We start from the raw sequence: 17,436 nt of genomic DNA on the forward strand, positions 1-17,436 counted from the left end.
GCTCCAAGGAGTTCCCCATGAACCCGATCCGCCCCCTGTCGCTTGCCATCGCCAGCTTGCTGGCCACCGCCGCCGTGCCCGCTGTCGCCCAGGAAACGGCCAGCTTCGCCGTGACCACGGACGTGAAAGTCACGTCTGACCAACGCAGCCGCGGTGTCTCCGACTCGTTCAACCGCCCCGGTGCGAAGCTCAGCGTGCAGGCGGCGCACGAGAGCGGCCTGGTCGGCCTGGCCGAGTTCGCCACGGTGAGCAAGAAGCAGTTTCTCGGCGGCAAAGGCCTGGGCGTCACGCTGGCCGGCGGTTACCGCTTTGGCGACCCGGAGGGTTGGCACTACGGCGTGGGCCTGGCCACGGAGCTCTTCCCTGGCGCCAAGTTCGAAGCGCCCCACGGTTTCGACATGGGCACCGGCACGCCCACCGACTGGCGCAGCACCCAATACGACAGCACCTTCGCCCTGGCCGAGATCGGCTACGGCGCGCTGGAAGCGCGGATCATGAACGTGATCTCCAAGACCTACCGCGGCGCGAACACCGGCGGCGTGTGCGGCACCATGTTGTCAATGATGGCCGACCCCATGCCGGGCCTGGCCTGCTATGGGCGCGGCGACCACAACTCGCGCGGCAGCTGGCTGTTCGACCTGGGCTACAAGCACGACCTGAACCCGACCACCGCGCTGAACCTGCACGCGGGCTACCAGAAGATTGCCAACTTCAAGGAAGCGAATTTCTCGGACGTCGCCATCGGCATCTCGCACAAGCGCTGGGGCTTCACCTGGAGCGCCGACTGGATGACCACCCGCACCAAGGTGCGTGAGCTCTACGTCGCGCTCGATGGCGACAAAGCTCGCGCCACAGACAACGACCGCCTAGTGGTCTCCGTCTCGCGCAGCTTCTGATATGACCCCTTCACCGGACATCCGGCCCGGCCCGACCGACGCGCGCCTCGTGCTCGCGGTGGACCTCGGCACCTCGGGCTGCAAATGCGCCCTGGTGTCGCTGGACGGCACGGTGCAGGCCTGGGCGTTCCGGGCGGTCCAGCTGCATGTGCAGGGCGCCCTGGCCGAGCAGGAGCCGCAGGACTGGTGGCGCGCGTTTCTCGACAGCGCGGGCGAGATTCTCGGCGCCGATGCCGGCCTGCGCAGCCGGGTGGTCGCGGTGTGCTGTTCCACCCAGACCGAAGGCACGGTGTGCGTGGATCGCAACGGCCAGGCCATCGGGCGGGCGCTGACCTGGTTGGACGCGCGTGGCGCGGCGGCGATGGCGCGCCGTGTGCGCGGGCGTGGCCTGAGCATCGAGGGCTACGGTCCGCTCAAGCTGTGGCGCTGGCTGCGGCTGACCGGCGGCGCGCCGTCGCTCTCGGGGCGCGACTCGGCCGGCCACATGGTCTACCTCCGCGATGAAGAGCCCGAGCGCTACGAGCGCACCCACAAGTTCCTCAACGTGCTGGACTACATGAACCTGCGGCTGTCCGGGCGCTTCTGCGCCACGCAGGATTCGGCCGTCACCGCGTGGGTCACCGACAACCGCAATCCACACCAGATCCATTACGACGCGGGTCTGATCCGCCTGCTGGGCATCGACGCGGCCAAGCTGCCCGAACTCGTGCACTCGACCGACGTGTTGGGACCGTTGTTGCCCGAGGTGGTGCAGGCCCTGGGACTGAACCCGCAAACGGTGGTGGTCGCGGGCGCGGTGGACAACTCCGCGGTGGCGGTGGGCGCGGCGGTGAAGGACTTCGAAACCCATCTGTATCTGGGCACGTCTTCCTGGTTGGGCGCGCACATCCCGTTCATGAAAACCGACGTGCGCCACAAGATCGCCGCCATCCCTTGTGCCATCGACGGGCGCTACCTGGCGATGGCCTTGCAGTCCACCGCCGGGGCCAACCTTTCGTTTTTGCGCGACCGCATCCTCTACCACCCTGACGAACTCGCCAGCGACGAAGAGCACCCCGCCGTCTACGAGATGCTCAGCAAGATCGCCGCCCGCGTGCCACCGGGCGCCAGGGGCCTGATCTACACCCCATGGCTGCTCGGGGAACGCACGCCGGTGGACGACCCACTCCTGCGTGCGGGCCTGTTCAACATGTCGCTGGAGCACACCCGCGAAGACATCTTCCGTGCCTTCCTCGAAGGCGTGGCGCTGAACACGCGCTGGATGCTGGAGCCCTTCGCACGCCTGCTCGGGCGCAACGCCGGGACCATCACCGCCGTGGGCGGCGGCGCCCAGTCCGACGTGTGGTGCCAGATCATGGCCGACGTCACCGGGCAGCCGATCCGCCAGGTCGACAACCCGATCCAGACCAACGTCATCGGCACGACCTTCATCGCAGCCGTCGGCATCGGTGCCCTGACCATCACCGACCTGGGCCATCTGCGGCGAGCGCATGCCATCTACGAGCCCTCCAGCGCGCTGCGCCGCCAGTACGGCGACCAGTTCGAAACCTTCAAGGAAGTGCGCACCCGCCTGGCACCGCTGTACCACCGACTCAACGCACCGCAGGGAGCCGCCGCATGAACACGCTGAACATCCGCCAGACTGTTGTCGAGCTCTGCGTCGAGCTCTCGCACCGTGGCCACTTCTCGGGCACCGGCGGCAACATCGCGTTGCGCATCGACGCGGCGCACATCGCCGTCACGCCCTCGGCCACCGACTACCTGACGATGAGCGCGGCCGATGTGTGCGTGCTGCGCCTGGCCGATCTGAAACAGGTCGAGGGCGAGCGCACGCCGTCGGTGGAAAGTGGCCTGCATGCACGGGTGCTGCGCGCGCGGCCCGACGTGCAGGCCAGCATCCACACCCACCAGCCCGTGGCCAGTGCCTGCGCGCTGCTGGGCCATGCGCTGGAGGTGCCGCCCGGCCCGCTGCAGCAGTCGCTTGGCCGCCGCATCCCGGTCGTGGGTTATGCGCCCTCCGGCAGCGGCTGGCTGTCTTCCAAGCTGGCGCGCGCGCTGCGACCCGACACCAACGCCTACCTGATGTTCGACCACGGCGCGTTGTGCTGTGGCACCAGCACGGCAACGGCTCTGCAGGCCGTGGAAGACCTCGAAGCCCTGTCCCAGACGCTGCTGCTGCAAGCGATCGCTGCCCGCTCCGCGCGGGAGCCCTTCATGCAGTTGGCCCTGCGGCGCGTCGCCGACGCGCTGGCCACCTGATCCCACCCTTTACCCAAGCCCAGCCCATGAGCAACCTCGCCTCCGTTCATTCCGCCGCAGCGGCCACCGTGCCGCGCCCCGCCATCTCGGCCTGGCCCGATGTCGACAGCCTCTACCGTCGCTTCGACGAGCTGGTCAAGCAGCCGATGCGGCCGATCCGTTCAGACAAGATGCCGCAGGTGATGCGCTACTTCGACGAACGCTGCCAGGGTTCGAAGCGCCTGTCCGAGCGCGCCAAAACCGTGATCCCCGGCGGCGTGCAGCACAACCTGGCCTTCAACCACCCGTTCCCGCTCGCCGTATCGCAGGCCGACGGCGCGCACATGACCGACGTGGACGGCAACCGCTACATCGACTTCCTGCAGGCCGGCGGCCCCACGCTGCTCGGTTCCAACCACCCTGCGATCCGCCAGAAGGTCAACGAGGTGCTGGACACCTGCGGCCCGGTCACCGGCCTGCTGCACGAGTACGAGGTCAAGCTGGCCGAGCTGGTGTGCCAGTCCATGCCCGCGGTCGACATGGTGCGTCTGCTCGGCTCGGGCACCGAGGCGGTGATGGGCGCCGTGCGCCTGGCGCGCGCCTACACCGGCAAGCGGTGGATCATCAAGGTGGGTGGTGCGTACCACGGCTGGAGCGACCAGGTGGTCTACGGCATGCGCCTGCCCAAGACCGGCCGCATGGAGGCCGTGGGCATCCCGCGCGGCGCCACCGGCAACACCCAGGAGTGCAACCCGAACGACCTGGACGCATTGCGCCGCAAGCTGCAGCTCAACCGCCTGCGCGGCGGCACGGCCGCCGTGCTGCTGGAGCCACTGGGCCCCGAGAGCGGCACGCGCCCCGTGCATCCCGACTACAACCGCCAGGTGCGCGCGCTGTGCGACGAGTTCGGCGCGCTGATGATCTTCGACGAGGTGGTGACGGGTTTCCGCATCGGCATGGGCGGTGCGCAGGCCTACTTTGACGTCAAGCCCGATCTCACCGTGCTCGGCAAGTGCCTGACCGGTGGCTACCCCATGGCCGGCGCCATCGGCGGGCGCAGGGACATCATGATGATGCTGGTGGGTGGCATCGGCACCACGGCCAAACGCGCCTTCGTGGGCGGCACCCTGTCGGCCAACCCGCTGTCGTGCGTGGCCGGGTACTTCGCGCTGCTGGAAGCGCAGCGCACCGACGCTGCGGGTGTGGCCGGTCGCGCCGGTGACCGCCTGCGCCAGGGGCTGGAGGTGATCATCAACCGCCTGGGCCTGCCCTACGTGACCTACAACATGGGCTCCATCGTGCACCTGCAGACCTCGGGCGTGCTGCTGCTGGACACCAGCAGCCTGTGGAAGCTCTTCAAGGTGAAGGACGAAGCCAAGCGCCGCAAGCACATGATGGAAGAGATGGGCGCGGCCTACACCGCGCACGGCCTCATCACGCTGGCCGGCAGCCGCATCTACACCAGCCTGGCCGACACCGACGAGGTGATCGACGATGCGCTGAACCGCTTCGAAGACGTCTTCAAACTGGTCTGATCCCATGAACACGCAAGAGACCCTGCGCGCCCACTGGCCCGAGTGGCGTGATCGGCTGCAGGCCAAACGCCTGCTGGAAGGCGAAGGCGCGAGCCTGTCGCTGCGCATCCCCGGCACCGAGGCGATGTGGTTCGGGCTCGCGACCGACGCCGCGCCGCAGCGCATGCCCTGGCGGGCCGCGCGGCACCACGCCGAGCTGCATGGCAAAGCCTACGCCACACGCGGCGACGCGGGCGCGATTGCCGTGGGCGGCGGCGCGTTCGGCCACTGCCTGGCGGACTTCGGTGGCGCCATGCCGCAGGTGTTTGACGAGCAGGCGCGCCACCTTGGCCCCATGGGACCGGCCAGCGGGGACCTTGCCGAGGCCGCGACGGCCTTGCATGGCCGTGGCAATGTGCTGCTGGTGCGTGGGCGCCCGGTCTGCATCGGCATGACACCCATGCGCCTGGCGCTCAACGCCGAGCTGTTCGAGAAATGCGCCAAAGCGTATGTGCTGGCCGTGGCCGGTGGCGGGCGCGTGCACCCCCTGCCCTGGATCGTGCGCCTGGTCGCCAACCGGCGGCTCGCAAAAGACGAACAACGCGCCATGGCGCGCTTCCTGCAGGGCCAACTGCCCGAGGAAAGCAAAGGCTACTGAACCCATCACGAAGGGCATCCCATGTCACCCCATCACGATCTGAAGATGTCCCCGGCCCAGGTGGCCGCCGCACTGGCCGTCGGCACCATCGCCGTGCTCATGGTGGGCGTGCAGCCCATCCTGCTCGGTGAACTCGTCGAGGCCCGGCAGGTCAGCCTGGAGGGCGTGGGCATCGTGGCGATGGCCGAGATCATCATGCTGGGGCTGGGCGTGGTGCTCGGCGACGCGCTGCTGCCCGGCGAGCGGTTGCGGCTGATCACCATCGTGGCCGCGCTGTGCGCCGCCGGCCTGGACGGGCTCACGCTGCTGGCCACGGGCGACGGTGCCATGACAGGCGTGCGCGCGGCCGCCGGCCTCGCCGAAGGCGTGTTGGTCTGGGGCACCACGGGTGTCGTCGTGCGCACCGCCAGCCCAGCGCGCGTGGGTGGCATCTTCTTCGTCGCACAGACCCTGGCCCAGGCTTTGCTGGGCGCGGTGCTGGCCAACGCCATCATCCCGCACGGGGGCTGGCAGGGCGGCTTCGTGGCGCTGGGCCTGCTGGCGCTGCTGCCGTGCCTGCTTGCCTTCGTGCAGCCAGCGCGGCTCTCACCGCTGGCGCCGCCCGCGGTGTCGGGTTTTCGGTGGTCGGCTGCCACCTTGTTGCCTCTGGCCGTCATCTTCTTGCAACTGGCCACGCTGGGTTCGTTCTGGGCCTACCTGGAACCCTTGGGCAAGGCCGCGGGTTTCGACGCCCGCGCCGCGCAAACCTTGATCGCCGCCGTGCTGGCGATGCAGGTGGTGGGCGGCAGTGTGGCCGCACTGGCGGTCCGCCGCCTGCCCGTGCTGCCCACGCTGGTGGCCTGCTCGCTGTTGCTGGCCGCCGTCACCGCCACCATCCACCAACTGCCCGGCGGCAGCACGCGCGACTTCGCAATCGCCTGCGCGCTGTTCGGTTTTGTGTGGCTGTTCATGCTGCCCTTCCACATCGGTCTGGCGTTCCGCGCCGACCCCAGCGGCCGCCTGGCCGGGCTGGTGCCAGCGGCGCAGTTGCTGGGCAGCGCCTTCGGGCCGCTCACGGCCTCGTTCATCATCGACGGCGACAACGCCAGCGCCGTGCCCCTGCTCAGCGCCGGTTTTGCCATGGCGGCCGCGGCGCTGCTCTTGCTCACGCGCCGCCGCACGGCTGCGGTGATCCGCATGGGAGGCGCGCGGTGAACTTCGATGGCATCGACGATGCCGACGCGCCAACCATCCAGCGCCTCTTCGAGCAACAGGCGCCGACCGCGCTGGCGTTGCGTTGCTCCACCGCCCGCGAGCGCATCGGCAAACTCAAGCGGCTGCGCGATGGCGTGCTGAGCCGCCGCGAGGCCTGGTACACCGCCTTCGCGGCCGACCTGCGCAAGCCGCCGCTGGAGGTCGACCTGACCGAGCTGCTGCCGGTGGTGGACGAGGCGCGTCATGCGGCTGCGCACCTGGCGCGCTGGATGCGGCCGCAACGGGTGTGGCCCACGCTCACCACGCTGGGCACGCACGCGCGGGTGCTGGCCCAGCCGCGCGGGCGCTGCCTGATCATCGGCCCCTGGAACTACCCGGTGAACACCTTGCTCGGCCCGCTGGTCTCGGCCATCGCGGCGGGCAACACGGTGATCCTCAAGCCTTCGGAGTTCACGCCCCACGTCAACGCGCTCGTCGCCGAGCTGGTGGCCGAGCTGTTCGACCCGGCCGAAATCGCGCTCGTGCAGGGAGGGGTGGCCACCGCGCAGCAACTGCTGGCGCTGCCCTTCGACCATGTGTTCTTCACCGGCTCGCCCGCGGTGGGCAAGCTCGTGATGGGCGCAGCCGCGCAGCACCTGAGCTCGGTGACGCTGGAGCTGGGCGGCAAGTCGCCGGTGATCGTGGACGAAACCGCCGACCTGCAGCGCGCGGCCGAGCTGATCTTGTGGGGCAAGTTCACCAACGCCGGCCAGACTTGTGTTGCGCCCGATCACGTGTTCGTGCAGCGCAGTGTCAAAGACCGCTTCGAGCGGCTGTGCCAGGAGCTGATCGCTGCGCGCTACGGTGCGACCGACGCGGCCGTGGAAGCCAGCCCCGACCTCGCGCGCATGATCACGCGCCGCCACACCGAACGCCTGGGCGCCTTGATCGACGAGGCGCTCTCGCGCGGCGCCAGACTGCTGGCCGGCGGGCGCCACGACGCTGCGGCGCGCTACGTGGCACCGACGCTGCTGGCCGGCGTGCCGGCCGATGCGCGCATCAGCGCCGAGGAGATCTTCGGCCCGGTGCTGCCGATCGAAGCCTTCGATGCCATCGACGAGGTGATCCACCGCATCAACGCCCAGCCCAAACCGCTGGCGCTCTACCTGTTCAGCCAGCACCGGCCCACCCAGGCGAAAGTGACTGCGCAGACCAGCTCGGGTGGCATCTGCCTCAACCACTGTGTGCAGCAGTACGCCCACGGCGGCCTGCCGTTTGGCGGCGTCAACCACTCGGGCATCGGCAGTGCGCACGGTGTGTTCGGCTTCAAGGCGTTTTCGCACGAGCGCGCCTGCCTTGCCTCCGGGCGCTTGATGGTGCTGAGCCTGTTCTACCCGCCCTACACCCCGGGCAAGCACCGGCTCAGCGCGGCGCTGGTGCGGGCGCTGCGCTGGATCTGACGAGAAGGAACCCACCATAAAGATGCGCCGCAGAAACGGCCAGCACCGATGTCTGGCGCTTCTGAATTCAGCGCACGGGCATGAAGGCCGTGGCGTCCGGGCGACCGGGCAGTGACAGCGTCGCCTGCGCCGCAGGGGACACCGACAGCAGCCGCCCTTTGCGCCACACCTTCAAGCGCGTGGCGCGCAGGCGGATCGCCTCGATGGGGTCTCGCGCCTGCAGCAGTACGAAGCTCGCGTCCTGCCCGACTTCGATGCCATGACCCTTCAGCCCCATCACCTTCGCGGCGTTGACCGTCACCGCGTCGAAGCACTGGCGCATGCCAGCCTGGCTGGTCATCTGGGCCACGTGCAGGCCCATGTGGGCCACCTCCAGCATGTCGCCACTGCCCAGCGAATACCAGGGGTCCATCACGCAGTCGTGGCCGAAGGCGACGGTCACACCGGCGCCCATGAGTTCGGGCACGCGCGTCATGCCGCGACGCTTGGGGTAGGTATCGTGCCGGCCCTGCAGCGTGATGTTGATCAGCGGGTTGGCGACCGCGCTCACACCGCTTTCTGCGATCAGCGGGATCAGCTTGCTCACGTAGTAGTTGTCCATGCTGTGCATGGAGGTGAGGTGCGAGCCGTTGACGCGACCCTGCAGGCCGAGGCGCTGGGTTTCATACGCCAGCGTTTCGATGTGGCGCGAGAGCGGGTCGTCGCTCTCGTCGCAGTGCATGTCCACCGGCAGGCCGCGCTCGGCGGCGAGTTCACACAACAGCTTCACGCTGGCCGCGCCCTCACTCATGGTGCGCTCGAAGTGAGGGATGCCACCCACCACGTCCACGCCCAGGTCGAGTGCGCGTTTCAGGTTGTCGAACCCACCGGGGGAACGCAGCACACCATCTTGCGGGAAGGCGACCAGCTGCAGGTCGAGGTAAGGCGCCACGCGCCGCTTTACCTCCAGCATCGCGCGCACCGGCAGCAGGCTCGGGTCGCTGGTGTCCACGTGGCTGCGGATCGCGAGCAGGCCTTTGGCCACGGCCCAGTCGCAGTAGGTCAGCGCGCGCTCGACCAGCGCCTCTTCGGTGAGCAGGGGCTTGAGCTCGCCCCAGAGCGCAATGCCTTCGAGCAACGTGCCGCTCTGGTTGACGCGCGGCAGGCCGTAGCTCAGCGTCGCGTCCATGTGGAAGTGCGGGTCGCAGAACGGCGGCGAGAGCAGCTGGCCGGCGGCGTCCAGCGTCTGGTGCGCGGGGGCTTGCAGGCCCTCGCTCACTTCAACGATGCGGCCGCCCTGCACCGCCACGCTCATGTGGGTGCGGCCGTCGGGCAGGCTGGCCTGGGTGATGAGCAGATCGAGCATGGGCGGTCCGCTCCGGTCAGACGGTGTGGCGGCGGTAGCCCGCCAGCAAGACGGCCAGCAGGCCCATGCCCACGGCACAGCCGCGGTGGAGCCAGCGCAGACCGGCCTGCGACAACCAGCGCACCGCCTGCCGTCCGGCCACAGCGTAGGCCACCATCACCGCGGCGTCGATGGCCACGAACAGCGCGCCCAGCGCCGCGTACTGAGCCACCAGAGGCCGAGCCGGGTCCACGAACTGCGGCAGGAAGGCCGCGAAGAACAGCAGTGCCTTGGGGTTGGACAGCGCCACCGTGAGGCTGCGCACAAAAGCGGCCCGGCCCAGGGCCTGCCGACCCGGCACCTCGGCCAGGGCGGCCTGCAGGTTCAGCGGCGGGCTGCGCCACAGCTGCACCGCCAGCCACAGCAGGTAGAGCACGCCCACCGCACGCACCGCCTCGAACAGCCAGGCCGACGCCGCGAGCAGCGAGCCCAGGCCCACGGCCACCACAGCGATCACGGCGCCGCTGCCCAGGCTGGCCCCCGCGATGCCCCAGCCCGCGCGGCGCATGCCGCCCGCCATGCCGTTGGACAGGGCCAGCAACATGGTGGGGCCGGGGATCACCGCCAGCGCGAGCGAGGCGGTGGCGAACATCAGCAGGGTTTGCAGGTCAGGCATGGGGTCGGTCTCGTGTGGGGCGCGGGTCGTTCAAAAAGGCGGGGTCACTGCGTGCCGAAGATGCGGTCGCCCGCGTCGCCGAGGCCGGGCAGGATGTAGCCATGGGAGTTCAGCTCGCGGTCGATGGCCGCCGTGTAGATGGGCACATCGGGGTGCGCGCGCTGCAGCGCGGCCACGCCCTCGGGGCAGGTCAGCAGACAGACGAACTTGATGGACTTCGGCCGGGTCTCCTTGAGCCGGTCGATGGCGGCGATGGCCGAGTTGCCGGTGGCCAGCATCGGGTCCACCACCACCACGTCGCGCTCGGGCATGTCGGACGGCATCTTGAAGTAGTACTCCACCGCGGTCAGCGTCTTGGGGTCGCGGTAGAGGCCGATGTGGCCCACGCGCGCGCCGGGCACCACGCTGAGCATGCCCTCCAGGATGCCGTTGCCCGCGCGCAGGATGGAGACAAACACCAGCTTCTTGCCGTCGATCACCTTGGCGGTCATGGTCTCCAGCGGTGTCTCGATCTCGATGTCTTGCATCGGCATGTCGCGCGTGACCTCATAGGTCATGAGCAGGGACAGCTCGTTGAGCAGGCGGCGGAAGCTGTTGGTGCTGGCGTCCTTGCGGCGCATCAGCGTGAGCTTGTGCTGCACCAGCGGGTGGTCGATGACGTGGACATTGCTCATGGTGGTGCCTTGTGTTGTTGTGTGAGGAGTCAGAGGGTGGGAGGGCATTCGACGTGCCCGAGGGGGCTGCCCAGAGCGCCTCCATCAAGGCGCAAAGCACAGCCGTAGCTTGCGCTACGGCGCGCATTTGCAACGCAGAGGGAGGTGTTCTGGGCAGTCACAGCGGGCATGGTGGATGTCCTCTCACCCTCTAAAACACCGTGCCGTCGCTGACGATGTTCAGCGGCGGCAAACCGTCGCGCAGCCGCTGCGCGAGCAGGCGACCCGTGGCCCAGGTGCCGCCCTCGAGCACGCAGGCCAGCGGCATTTGTTCGGCCGACACACCGAGCTCGGTGCGCACCAGCGGCGCCAGCTCGTCGAGCAGTGCCACGGTGAGTGCGCGCCACTCGACGATGAAGGCGTCACCCGCCTGCCAGGGCCGTGTGTCCCAGTCGGCGGGCAGCGGGCGCAGCACACCGGCGTCGATCAGCAGGCCGCCGTTGCGGTACTCGGGCAGGCCGGTGAGCCCGTCCAGCCCGGTCACTCGAACACCCGCCCATTGAAACGGCTCCAGCAGCGAATAGGTGAGCCACTGCGAGAGTTTGTGGAACGGCACCCAGCCGGCGGTGAGGCCCTCGCCCACCACGGCCGGGTGCGGCCAGCAGTCGCCCAGCGCCTGATCGGCGATGGCGTTCTGTGCCGGCCAGATGCCCGAGAGCGTGTCCAGCAACAACACCAGGATGTCGTGCGCCGCCACCGTGCCCGCCCCGTGGGCGGTGAGCGTGTCGAACAGGCCGCCGGGCCGCCCCGTCGCGCCGAACGCAGAAGGCTGCGCGGACAGCACCGCGCCCAGGCGGCGCAGCAGCGCGGCCCTGCCCTCCAGCCCCACCAGCGGGTTGTCGTCACTCACCTGAAATGCGACGCCCAGTTGCGCCGCCGTGAGCGCGCCCAGACCGGCGGCGTCCACCTGCAGCGGCTGCGCCGGATCGCTGGAAAACAGGCCCGAGATGAAGGCGTGGAAGCTCGCCACGCCCAGGCCTTCGGAACGCGCGAAGCCCTGTCCGCTGGCGGCCTCGTGGTACATCCATTGCGGGCCGGCACCGGCGTCGAGCAACACGCTCACCAGCGCCAGGTCGATCTGCGCCCGGGCGCGGGCCGCCGCGTTCACCGGGCCGAGCAGCGCGTCGAGCTGGCCGGCGCGGTCCATCCCGCCGGCCTCGAAGTGCCGCCAGCGGCTGTGGTACGGAATGCCCCCGTCCGGGAAGCGCGCGCGCGTGAGCTCGGCCACGGTGCTGGCGGCCAGCGCCAGTGCGCCGTCGTTGACGGAGAAGCCGTCGGATTCGCCCGCGCGGGCGCGCGCCAGCAGCTGTTGGGCACGCTCGCGCACGGCGGTGGTGGAGCGCAGCGCGCGGGCCGCGCCAGCGGGCAGATTGGCGTCAGTGATCATTCGGTCGCCCTCCGTGCTGCTGCGCTCACACCAACCCCCGGCCTTTGGCAATTTTCAGCTCGTCGGCGCCGGGCACCAAGCCGGGCGTGAAGTAGCCCGCCGCCATCTTGGCGTCCATCTCCACGCGCGCGTCGGCGGGGATCAGTTCGTCCGGGATGTTCACGCGTTCGCCCACCTCGATGCCGCCGCCGGTGATGGCGTCGTACTTCATGTTGCTCATGGAGACGAGGCGGTGGATCTTGGTGACGCCCAGCCAGTGCAGCACGTCGGGCATCAGTTCCTGGAAGCGCATGTCCTGCACGCCGGCCACGCACTCGGTGCGCGCGAAATACTGGTCGGCCGTGTCGCCGCCCACCTGGCGCTTGCGCGCGTTGTAGACGAGAAACTTGGTCACCTCGCCGAGCGCCCTGCCCTCCTTGCGCGAGTACGACACCAGCCCCACACCGCCGCGCTGCGCGCCCTGGATGCATTCTTCGATGGCGTGCGTGAGGTAGGGCCGGCAGGTGCAGATGTCCGAACCGAACACGTCTGAGCCATTGCACTCGTCGTGCACGCGCGCGGTCAGCGTCACGGACGGGTCGGCCAGGTCGCGCGGGTTGCCGAAGATGTAGACCGTCTGCCCGCCGATGGGCGGCAAAAACACCTCCAGGTCGGAGCGCGTGACCAGCTCGGGGTACATGCCGCCGGTCTCTTCAAACAGCACGCGGCGCAACACCGCCTCGGTGCAGCCAAAGCGCTTGGCCACACCCGGCAGGTACCACACCGGCTCCACCGCCACCTTGGTCACCACCGCCGCACCGCCCGCGGTGAGGAACCGGCCATCGGGCTTCAGGCGGCCCTTCTGCAACGCGTCGATCACCTCGGGCAGGATCACGTGCGCCTTGGTCACGGCAATGGTGGGGCGGATGTCGTAGCCCGCCTCCAGCTCGGTGGCGTAGGCGTCGGCGATCACCGCGCCCCAGGGGTCCATGCTGACGATCTTGCCCGGGTCGGCCCACTGCGGGTAGGGACCGATGATGTCGGTGGGCGCAGTGTTGGTCAGGTCGGCGCGGTGCTCTCGCTTGAGGGCGCCCGCCGCCACGGCCAGCGCGCGGTACACGCTGTAGCTGCCGCTGTGGGTGCCGATCACGTTGCGGTTCGACACGTTGAGCGTGGTGCCCACCACCGGCCCGCGCTCGCGCGCCGTGGCCGCACCCCAGACGATGGGCAGCGCCCCGAACCCGCCGGAGTGCGAGGTGAGCCGGATGTGGCGCGGGTGCGGCGTGTTGGGCGACGCGGGCGCAACGGCATCGGGAACGTCGGGTGACGGGGTTTCTGCAGACATGTGCGCACCTTGGAAGAAGCCATCGCTGGCGAACCCGCCGGAGCCGACGCGGTGTCGGCCCCGTGGCCTGCACCCACTTTAGCAACTGCAGTGCCAACCGCAAGCCGCACATGCCCGAGCGTTCCTAAAATCACACATGGCTTCCACATCCCCTTCCCTTTCCGTCGCCGTGCTCGGCGCCGGTGCCGTCGGCTGCTACTACGGCGGCATGCTGGCCCGCGCCGGCCACCGTGTCACCTTGATCGGCCGGCCGCAGCACATCCGGGCCATCCAGGCCAACGGCCTGCGCATGCAGACCCTCAGCTTCGATGAATCGGTGCCGCTGGCCGCGAGCACCGAAGCGTCCGCCGTGGCCGGTGCCGACCTGGTGCTGTTCGCGGTGAAGTCACCCGACACCGAAACGGCCGGCGCGCAGCTGCGCCCGCACTTGGCGCCGGGCGCGGTGGTGCTGTGCCTGCAGAACGGCGTGGACAACGCCGAGCGGCTGCGCGCCGTGTTGCCGGGTGTGAGCGTGGCCGCCGCCGTGGTCTACGTGGCGACCGAAATGGCCGGCCCCGGCCACCTGCGCCACCACGGGCGCGGTGAGCTGGTGATCGAACCCTCGCCCCGCAGCGACACGGTGGCCCAGGCCCTCATCTCGGCGGGTGTGCCCACCATGATCAGCGACAACGTGCGCGGCGCGCTCTGGGCCAAGCTCATCCTCAACTGCGCCTACAACGCGCTCTCGGCCGTGAGCCGCCTCCCTTACGGCGAGCTGGTGCAGCGCCCTGGCGTGCGGGACGTGATGCGCGACGCGGTGGACGAATGCTGCGCCGTGGCCGCCGCCGACGGGGTGACCCTCCCCGGCGATGTGGATGCCGCCGTGCGCCTCATCGCCGAAACCATGCCCACGCAGTTTTCGTCCACCGCGCAGGACCTGATGCGCGGCAAGCCCAGCGAGATTGATCACCTCAACGGCTTCATCGTGCGTCGGGGCGCGGCGCTGGGCGTGCCCACGCCGGCCAACCGGGTGCTGTGGGCGGTGGTGAAACTCGCCGAGGGCGCTGCGGCCAGCTGATCAAGGGCGGGGCCGGAACGCCCCTCCCTCGTCGGCCATCAAGGCTTCTGGGTGCCCACCACCTCGATCTCCACGCGGCGGTTCTGGGCGCGACCTTCACGGGTCTGGTTGGACGCCACCGGCTGCGCCTCACCCTTGCCTTCGGTCTTGATGCGGTCGGCCGGCACGCCCTTGCTCACCAGGTATGCCTTCACCGCCTCGACGCGGCGGATCGACAGCGCCTGGTTGTAGCCGTCGGTCCCGATCGCGTCGGTGTGGCCCACGGCGATGATGGTCTCGACGTCCACCTTGGTCATGTCCGCGACCAGGCCGTCCAGCGCGGCCTTGCCGCCCGGCTTGATCACCGACTTGTCAAAGTCAAACAGGGTCTCTGCCTGGAAGGTCGAGGTCAGCACCGGTGCAGGGGCGGCCACCACCGAAGGGGGCGGCGGCGGAGCCGGGGCAGGTTCCGGCACGGGGGCCGGCGCTGCGGCCACGGGTGGGAGCGGCTTGATGGCACCATCGCAGTCCGGATGGGCCGTGGCCGGTGTCCAGTAGTTGTTGCGCCAGCACAGCTCGTTGGTGCCATTGCGCCAGACCAGGTCGCCACTGCCGTTCGTCCAGTTGTCGACGGTCTGGGCCCCGGCGGCAGAGGCCAGGGTGACCGACGCGATCAGCAGGGCCATGCGGTTGAGGTTGTTGCGCTTGTTCATGTGAATTCCTTTTTGATGTTCACGCAAGAGTGGGTTGAAAACGTCGGTGGGTCTGTGCGCTAACCAACCGAGCGAGTTCAGTCTAGGAATCCCCCCTCCGCTCCATCATCGGAAACCACCGCATGTGCATGTAGGACAACATGCCGTCCCGCAGAGCGCTCAGCGGCTCAGCGACACCGTGCTGTCCCCGTCGATGGAGCTGATCTGGCGGCCTTCGAATGTGCGCTTCACCACATAGGTGCTGTCGCTCACCTCGGTCATCAGGGGCGCACCGCGCATCTGCAAGGTGGAGGTCTGGCGCATCTTGACGGTGGCCGACATCCAGGGAAAGCCCGAGGGTTCCAGGCTCAGCAACTCGTTGTTGATGTTCAAGCTCGGCTGGGTCACCCGCAGGGCGGCGCTGGCGTCCTTGAGGTGGTTGCAGAGATCTTCCTTGCCGCCCTCCACCGCTGCCTCCCCGCGCTCGGTCTGCATGCGCAGGCTGACCTTGACATCCTGGGCATAGGCATCGCACATGCCATCCGCGCCCTTCAATGCCAGGTTTTGCTGCTTCTGCATCCAGCTCATCATGGCCGGCTCGGAGAACACGAAACGGCTGTGGCCGTAAAACGCGGCCATCAGAATGCCGGCCCAATAAAACTTGTTCATTTCTGTTGCCTTCTTTTATTTTGCTGAGGGATTCAACGGGGGAAATTGCCTTCGCTACGGGTCGTCATCTCGGCGATCTGCATGCCCTTGACCGTGCGCCGCAAGACATAGGTGGTCTCGCCCGTCTCGGTCAGCGTGGGCCTGCCGGGCAGTTCAAAGCGGGTGGTTTGTTGGACCTTGACCTCGGCCGACATCCAGGGAAAGCCCGAGCGCTGCAGGCTCACCAGTTCGGTGTCGGTGTGGATCTGTGGCTTGAGCAAACGGACAGTGGCGTTGGCGGCCCTGATGTAGTCGCACATGTAGGCCTTGTCGCCGTCCAGTTGCCACTCGCCCTTGGCGTGGTTGGCTCGCACGCTCACCTTGGTATCCCAGGTGAAGTGATTGCAGACGCCCTCCTTCTGCTCAAAGACCGCCTGCTCGTGCTTCTCGATCCACGGCAGCACACGGCTCTCCGACAGCATCCAGCGGCTGTGGCCGTAAAACAGCACCACCAAAGCGGCCAGCCAGACCAGCTTCTTCATCGTTCCTCCCTTTTTGATCCCCTCTCCCCCCGAGAAGGCCGCACATTCTCGCCGAAAGAAGCACAGCCGCTGCGTGCCCTGACTGCGCCATCACGGGGCATCCCACCACCGCTGAGTTGACTCAGAGGCTGAGCGTTTTTCGGGCGTGTCCGAGCAACGCCACAAAACGTGCTCGATCAAGGCGCAAAGCACAGCCATAGCTCGGGCTATGGCGCGCATCTGCAACGCAGAGCGGGTGCGTTTTGAGGTGGTGAGCGGGCATGAGCGAAAGACTCTCAGCCTCTCAGGACGATCCCTCGAAGATGAGCGAAGTCACCGTGCCCCGCCAGTAGGTCTTGCGGCCTTCGGGCAGCAGCCAGGCCACTTCGCCGGTGAAGGGCACGGTCATGCCGTCGACGCGCTGGTGGTTGGACCAGGTGCCCTCCCAAGGCGCCATGCTGGTTTCTCTGCCCACCAAACGTCCGCGCGCCTCAGCGCGAACCGAGGCCATGAGGCCTGCGTCATCGAAGCGAAACAGCAGTGTGAGCGTGAGGGCACCGTCCGTCAGCGTGGCGTTGGCGGAGTGGTCGTCCACGGCGGCCCAGCGCACGCCCTGGCTGGGCAGCAAGGCCGTGGGGTACCAGGCGGTTTCGGCGAAGAAACGCATCAGTTCACCGCGCGCCAGTTCACCACCACCCTGCAGGTGGGCCACGCTGAAGAGGCCGAGCACGGCCGCGTGCAGCAGGCCCTGGCCGTCCGCGTAGCTGTCGTGCACGCGCACCGACACGCCAGGCACCAGGGCGATGCGGGCGTCCCAGAGGAAACCCGGGCGGCGGACGGTCACTCGCTGGTGCGAGGTGAACGGCCTCCATTGCTCGCCGGTGGGCGACATGTTGAAGCTGCCGGTGTGCTCCAGCGTGGCCGCGGTGACGATGGGCTGGCCCGGCGTGAGCACGGTGCTGAAGTAGCGCCGCACCGGCGAAGGCAGGTCTTCGATTTCGCGCGGGTCGTAACGCGCGGCCGGGGCCGGCAGGCGCTGCAATTCCAACTGTGCGGTGATGGCCTGCGTGGCCTTCGCCCAGCGCGAGGCGCCCCAGGCGGTCACGCCAGCAAAGGCCAGCGCGACCAATACAACGAGCAAAACCAGCCAGATGAACCATGTCATGTGTGAGGCTC

The 17,436-nt window shown here is 68.7% G+C and carries 17 protein-coding genes; 8 read left to right on the plus strand and 9 right to left on the minus strand.

Annotation, left to right across the window (positions count from 1 at the left end; genetic code table 11):
- The 7 genes from B0E41_RS18890 to B0E41_RS18920 all read left to right on the plus strand — a co-directional run.
- On the plus strand, nucleotides 1-896 hold an 896-nt coding region (locus tag B0E41_RS18890), incomplete at its 5' end, for a TorF family putative porin (RefSeq protein ID WP_363351986.1).
- A 1-nt stretch (nucleotide 897) separates the two neighbouring features.
- Nucleotides 898-2,517, plus strand: a complete 1,620-nt coding sequence (locus B0E41_RS18895) for an FGGY-family carbohydrate kinase (RefSeq protein WP_077333215.1) — start codon at nucleotides 898-900, stop codon at nucleotides 2,515-2,517.
- A complete protein-coding gene (locus B0E41_RS18900) occupies nucleotides 2,514-3,155 on the plus strand; it encodes a class II aldolase/adducin family protein (protein WP_077333217.1) in 642 nt (213 codons plus the stop codon). The genes B0E41_RS18895 and B0E41_RS18900 overlap by 4 nt, the downstream gene beginning before the upstream one ends.
- 26 nt (nucleotides 3,156-3,181) lie before the next feature.
- Nucleotides 3,182-4,669 (plus strand): aminotransferase class III-fold pyridoxal phosphate-dependent enzyme, encoded by a 1,488-nt coding sequence (locus B0E41_RS18905; RefSeq protein ID WP_077333219.1) that lies wholly within the window; start codon nucleotides 3,182-3,184, stop codon nucleotides 4,667-4,669.
- A 4-nt stretch (nucleotides 4,670-4,673) separates the two neighbouring features.
- Nucleotides 4,674-5,306, plus strand: a complete 633-nt coding sequence (locus B0E41_RS18910; protein WP_077333221.1) for a hypothetical protein — start codon at nucleotides 4,674-4,676, stop codon at nucleotides 5,304-5,306.
- A gap of 21 nt (nucleotides 5,307-5,327) precedes the next feature.
- Entirely contained in the window at nucleotides 5,328-6,500 is a 1,173-nt protein-coding gene (locus B0E41_RS18915; RefSeq protein ID WP_077333223.1) for an MFS transporter, read from the plus strand.
- Nucleotides 6,497-7,939 (plus strand): aldehyde dehydrogenase family protein, encoded by a 1,443-nt coding sequence (locus tag B0E41_RS18920; protein WP_077333225.1) that lies wholly within the window; start codon nucleotides 6,497-6,499, stop codon nucleotides 7,937-7,939. The genes B0E41_RS18915 and B0E41_RS18920 overlap by 4 nt, the downstream gene beginning before the upstream one ends.
- 67 nt (nucleotides 7,940-8,006) lie before the next feature.
- Here B0E41_RS18920 and B0E41_RS18925 read toward each other — a convergent pair whose 3' ends face one another.
- The 5 genes from B0E41_RS18925 to B0E41_RS18945 form a co-directional block, all read right to left on the minus strand.
- Nucleotides 8,007-9,284 (minus strand): amidohydrolase family protein, encoded by a 1,278-nt coding sequence (locus B0E41_RS18925; protein ID WP_077333227.1) that lies wholly within the window; start codon nucleotides 9,282-9,284, stop codon nucleotides 8,007-8,009.
- Between the two features lie 16 nt (nucleotides 9,285-9,300).
- Complete coding sequence (locus B0E41_RS18930; protein WP_077333229.1) at nucleotides 9,301-9,939, minus strand: LysE family translocator; 639 nt, start codon at nucleotides 9,937-9,939, stop codon at nucleotides 9,301-9,303.
- Nucleotides 9,940-9,983: 44 nt separating this feature from the next.
- Nucleotides 9,984-10,613 carry a uracil phosphoribosyltransferase gene (upp, locus tag B0E41_RS18935; RefSeq protein WP_077333231.1) on the minus strand — a complete coding sequence of 210 codons (630 nt, stop codon included), beginning with the start codon at nucleotides 10,611-10,613 and terminating at the stop codon, nucleotides 9,984-9,986.
- Between the two features lie 190 nt (nucleotides 10,614-10,803).
- Nucleotides 10,804-12,039 carry a URC4/urg3 family protein gene (locus B0E41_RS18940; protein ID WP_077333233.1) on the minus strand — a complete coding sequence of 412 codons (1,236 nt, stop codon included), beginning with the start codon at nucleotides 12,037-12,039 and terminating at the stop codon, nucleotides 10,804-10,806.
- A 25-nt stretch (nucleotides 12,040-12,064) separates the two neighbouring features.
- On the minus strand, nucleotides 12,065-13,363 hold the full coding sequence (locus B0E41_RS18945; protein WP_077333235.1) for a GTP cyclohydrolase II: 1,299 nt from the start codon (nucleotides 13,361-13,363) through the stop codon (nucleotides 12,065-12,067).
- A 136-nt stretch (nucleotides 13,364-13,499) separates the two neighbouring features.
- Between B0E41_RS18945 and B0E41_RS18950 the strand changes: the two genes are divergently transcribed.
- Nucleotides 13,500-14,420, plus strand: coding sequence for a ketopantoate reductase family protein (locus B0E41_RS18950; RefSeq protein WP_077333237.1), 921 nt, complete (start codon nucleotides 13,500-13,502; stop codon nucleotides 14,418-14,420).
- A 38-nt stretch (nucleotides 14,421-14,458) separates the two neighbouring features.
- Here B0E41_RS18950 and ompA read toward each other — a convergent pair whose 3' ends face one another.
- The 4 genes from ompA to B0E41_RS18970 form a co-directional block, all read right to left on the minus strand.
- Complete coding sequence (ompA, locus tag B0E41_RS18955) at nucleotides 14,459-15,112, minus strand: outer membrane protein OmpA (RefSeq protein ID WP_077333239.1); 654 nt, start codon at nucleotides 15,110-15,112, stop codon at nucleotides 14,459-14,461.
- Nucleotides 15,113-15,271: 159 nt separating this feature from the next.
- Entirely contained in the window at nucleotides 15,272-15,760 is a 489-nt protein-coding gene (locus B0E41_RS18960; protein ID WP_077333241.1) for a hypothetical protein, read from the minus strand.
- Nucleotides 15,761-15,792: 32 nt separating this feature from the next.
- The gene (locus B0E41_RS18965) at nucleotides 15,793-16,281 is read right to left on the minus strand and encodes a hypothetical protein (protein WP_077333243.1); all 489 of its coding nucleotides are present in this window, start codon (nucleotides 16,279-16,281) and stop codon (nucleotides 15,793-15,795) included.
- Nucleotides 16,282-16,564: 283 nt separating this feature from the next.
- Entirely contained in the window at nucleotides 16,565-17,425 is an 861-nt protein-coding gene (locus B0E41_RS18970; RefSeq protein WP_077333245.1) for a DUF6544 family protein, read from the minus strand.
- Nucleotides 17,426-17,436: the final 11 nt, after the last annotated feature.

The organism is Hydrogenophaga sp. A37 (genome assembly GCF_002001205.1).
GTDB lineage: Bacteria > Pseudomonadota > Gammaproteobacteria > Burkholderiales > Burkholderiaceae_C > Hydrogenophaga.

What these genes read in the sequence shown, in the direction of transcription:
- B0E41_RS18940 (WP_077333233.1), bottom strand. Translation starts at nt 12,039, where the DNA reads ATGATCACTGACGCCAATCTGCCCGCTGGCGCGGCCCGCGCGCTGCGC.
- B0E41_RS18905 (WP_077333219.1), top strand. Translation starts at nt 3,182, where the DNA reads ATGAGCAACCTCGCCTCCGTTCATTCCGCCGCAGCGGCCACCGTGCCG.
- B0E41_RS18960 (WP_077333241.1), bottom strand. Translation starts at nt 15,760, where the DNA reads ATGAACAAGTTTTATTGGGCCGGCATTCTGATGGCCGCGTTTTACGGC.
- B0E41_RS18930 (WP_077333229.1), bottom strand. Translation starts at nt 9,939, where the DNA reads ATGCCTGACCTGCAAACCCTGCTGATGTTCGCCACCGCCTCGCTCGCG.
- B0E41_RS18965 (WP_077333243.1), bottom strand. Translation starts at nt 16,281, where the DNA reads ATGAAGAAGCTGGTCTGGCTGGCCGCTTTGGTGGTGCTGTTTTACGGC.
- B0E41_RS18900 (WP_077333217.1), top strand. Translation starts at nt 2,514, where the DNA reads ATGAACACGCTGAACATCCGCCAGACTGTTGTCGAGCTCTGCGTCGAG.
- B0E41_RS18910 (WP_077333221.1), top strand. Translation starts at nt 4,674, where the DNA reads ATGAACACGCAAGAGACCCTGCGCGCCCACTGGCCCGAGTGGCGTGAT.
- B0E41_RS18925 (WP_077333227.1), bottom strand. Translation starts at nt 9,284, where the DNA reads ATGCTCGATCTGCTCATCACCCAGGCCAGCCTGCCCGACGGCCGCACC.
- B0E41_RS18970 (WP_077333245.1), bottom strand. Translation starts at nt 17,425, where the DNA reads ATGACATGGTTCATCTGGCTGGTTTTGCTCGTTGTATTGGTCGCGCTG.
- B0E41_RS18950 (WP_077333237.1), top strand. Translation starts at nt 13,500, where the DNA reads ATGGCTTCCACATCCCCTTCCCTTTCCGTCGCCGTGCTCGGCGCCGGT.
- ompA (WP_077333239.1), bottom strand. Translation starts at nt 15,112, where the DNA reads ATGAACAAGCGCAACAACCTCAACCGCATGGCCCTGCTGATCGCGTCG.
- B0E41_RS18895 (WP_077333215.1), top strand. Translation starts at nt 898, where the DNA reads ATGACCCCTTCACCGGACATCCGGCCCGGCCCGACCGACGCGCGCCTC.
- B0E41_RS18945 (WP_077333235.1), bottom strand. Translation starts at nt 13,363, where the DNA reads ATGTCTGCAGAAACCCCGTCACCCGACGTTCCCGATGCCGTTGCGCCC.
- upp (WP_077333231.1), bottom strand. Translation starts at nt 10,613, where the DNA reads ATGAGCAATGTCCACGTCATCGACCACCCGCTGGTGCAGCACAAGCTC.
- B0E41_RS18915 (WP_077333223.1), top strand. Translation starts at nt 5,328, where the DNA reads ATGTCACCCCATCACGATCTGAAGATGTCCCCGGCCCAGGTGGCCGCC.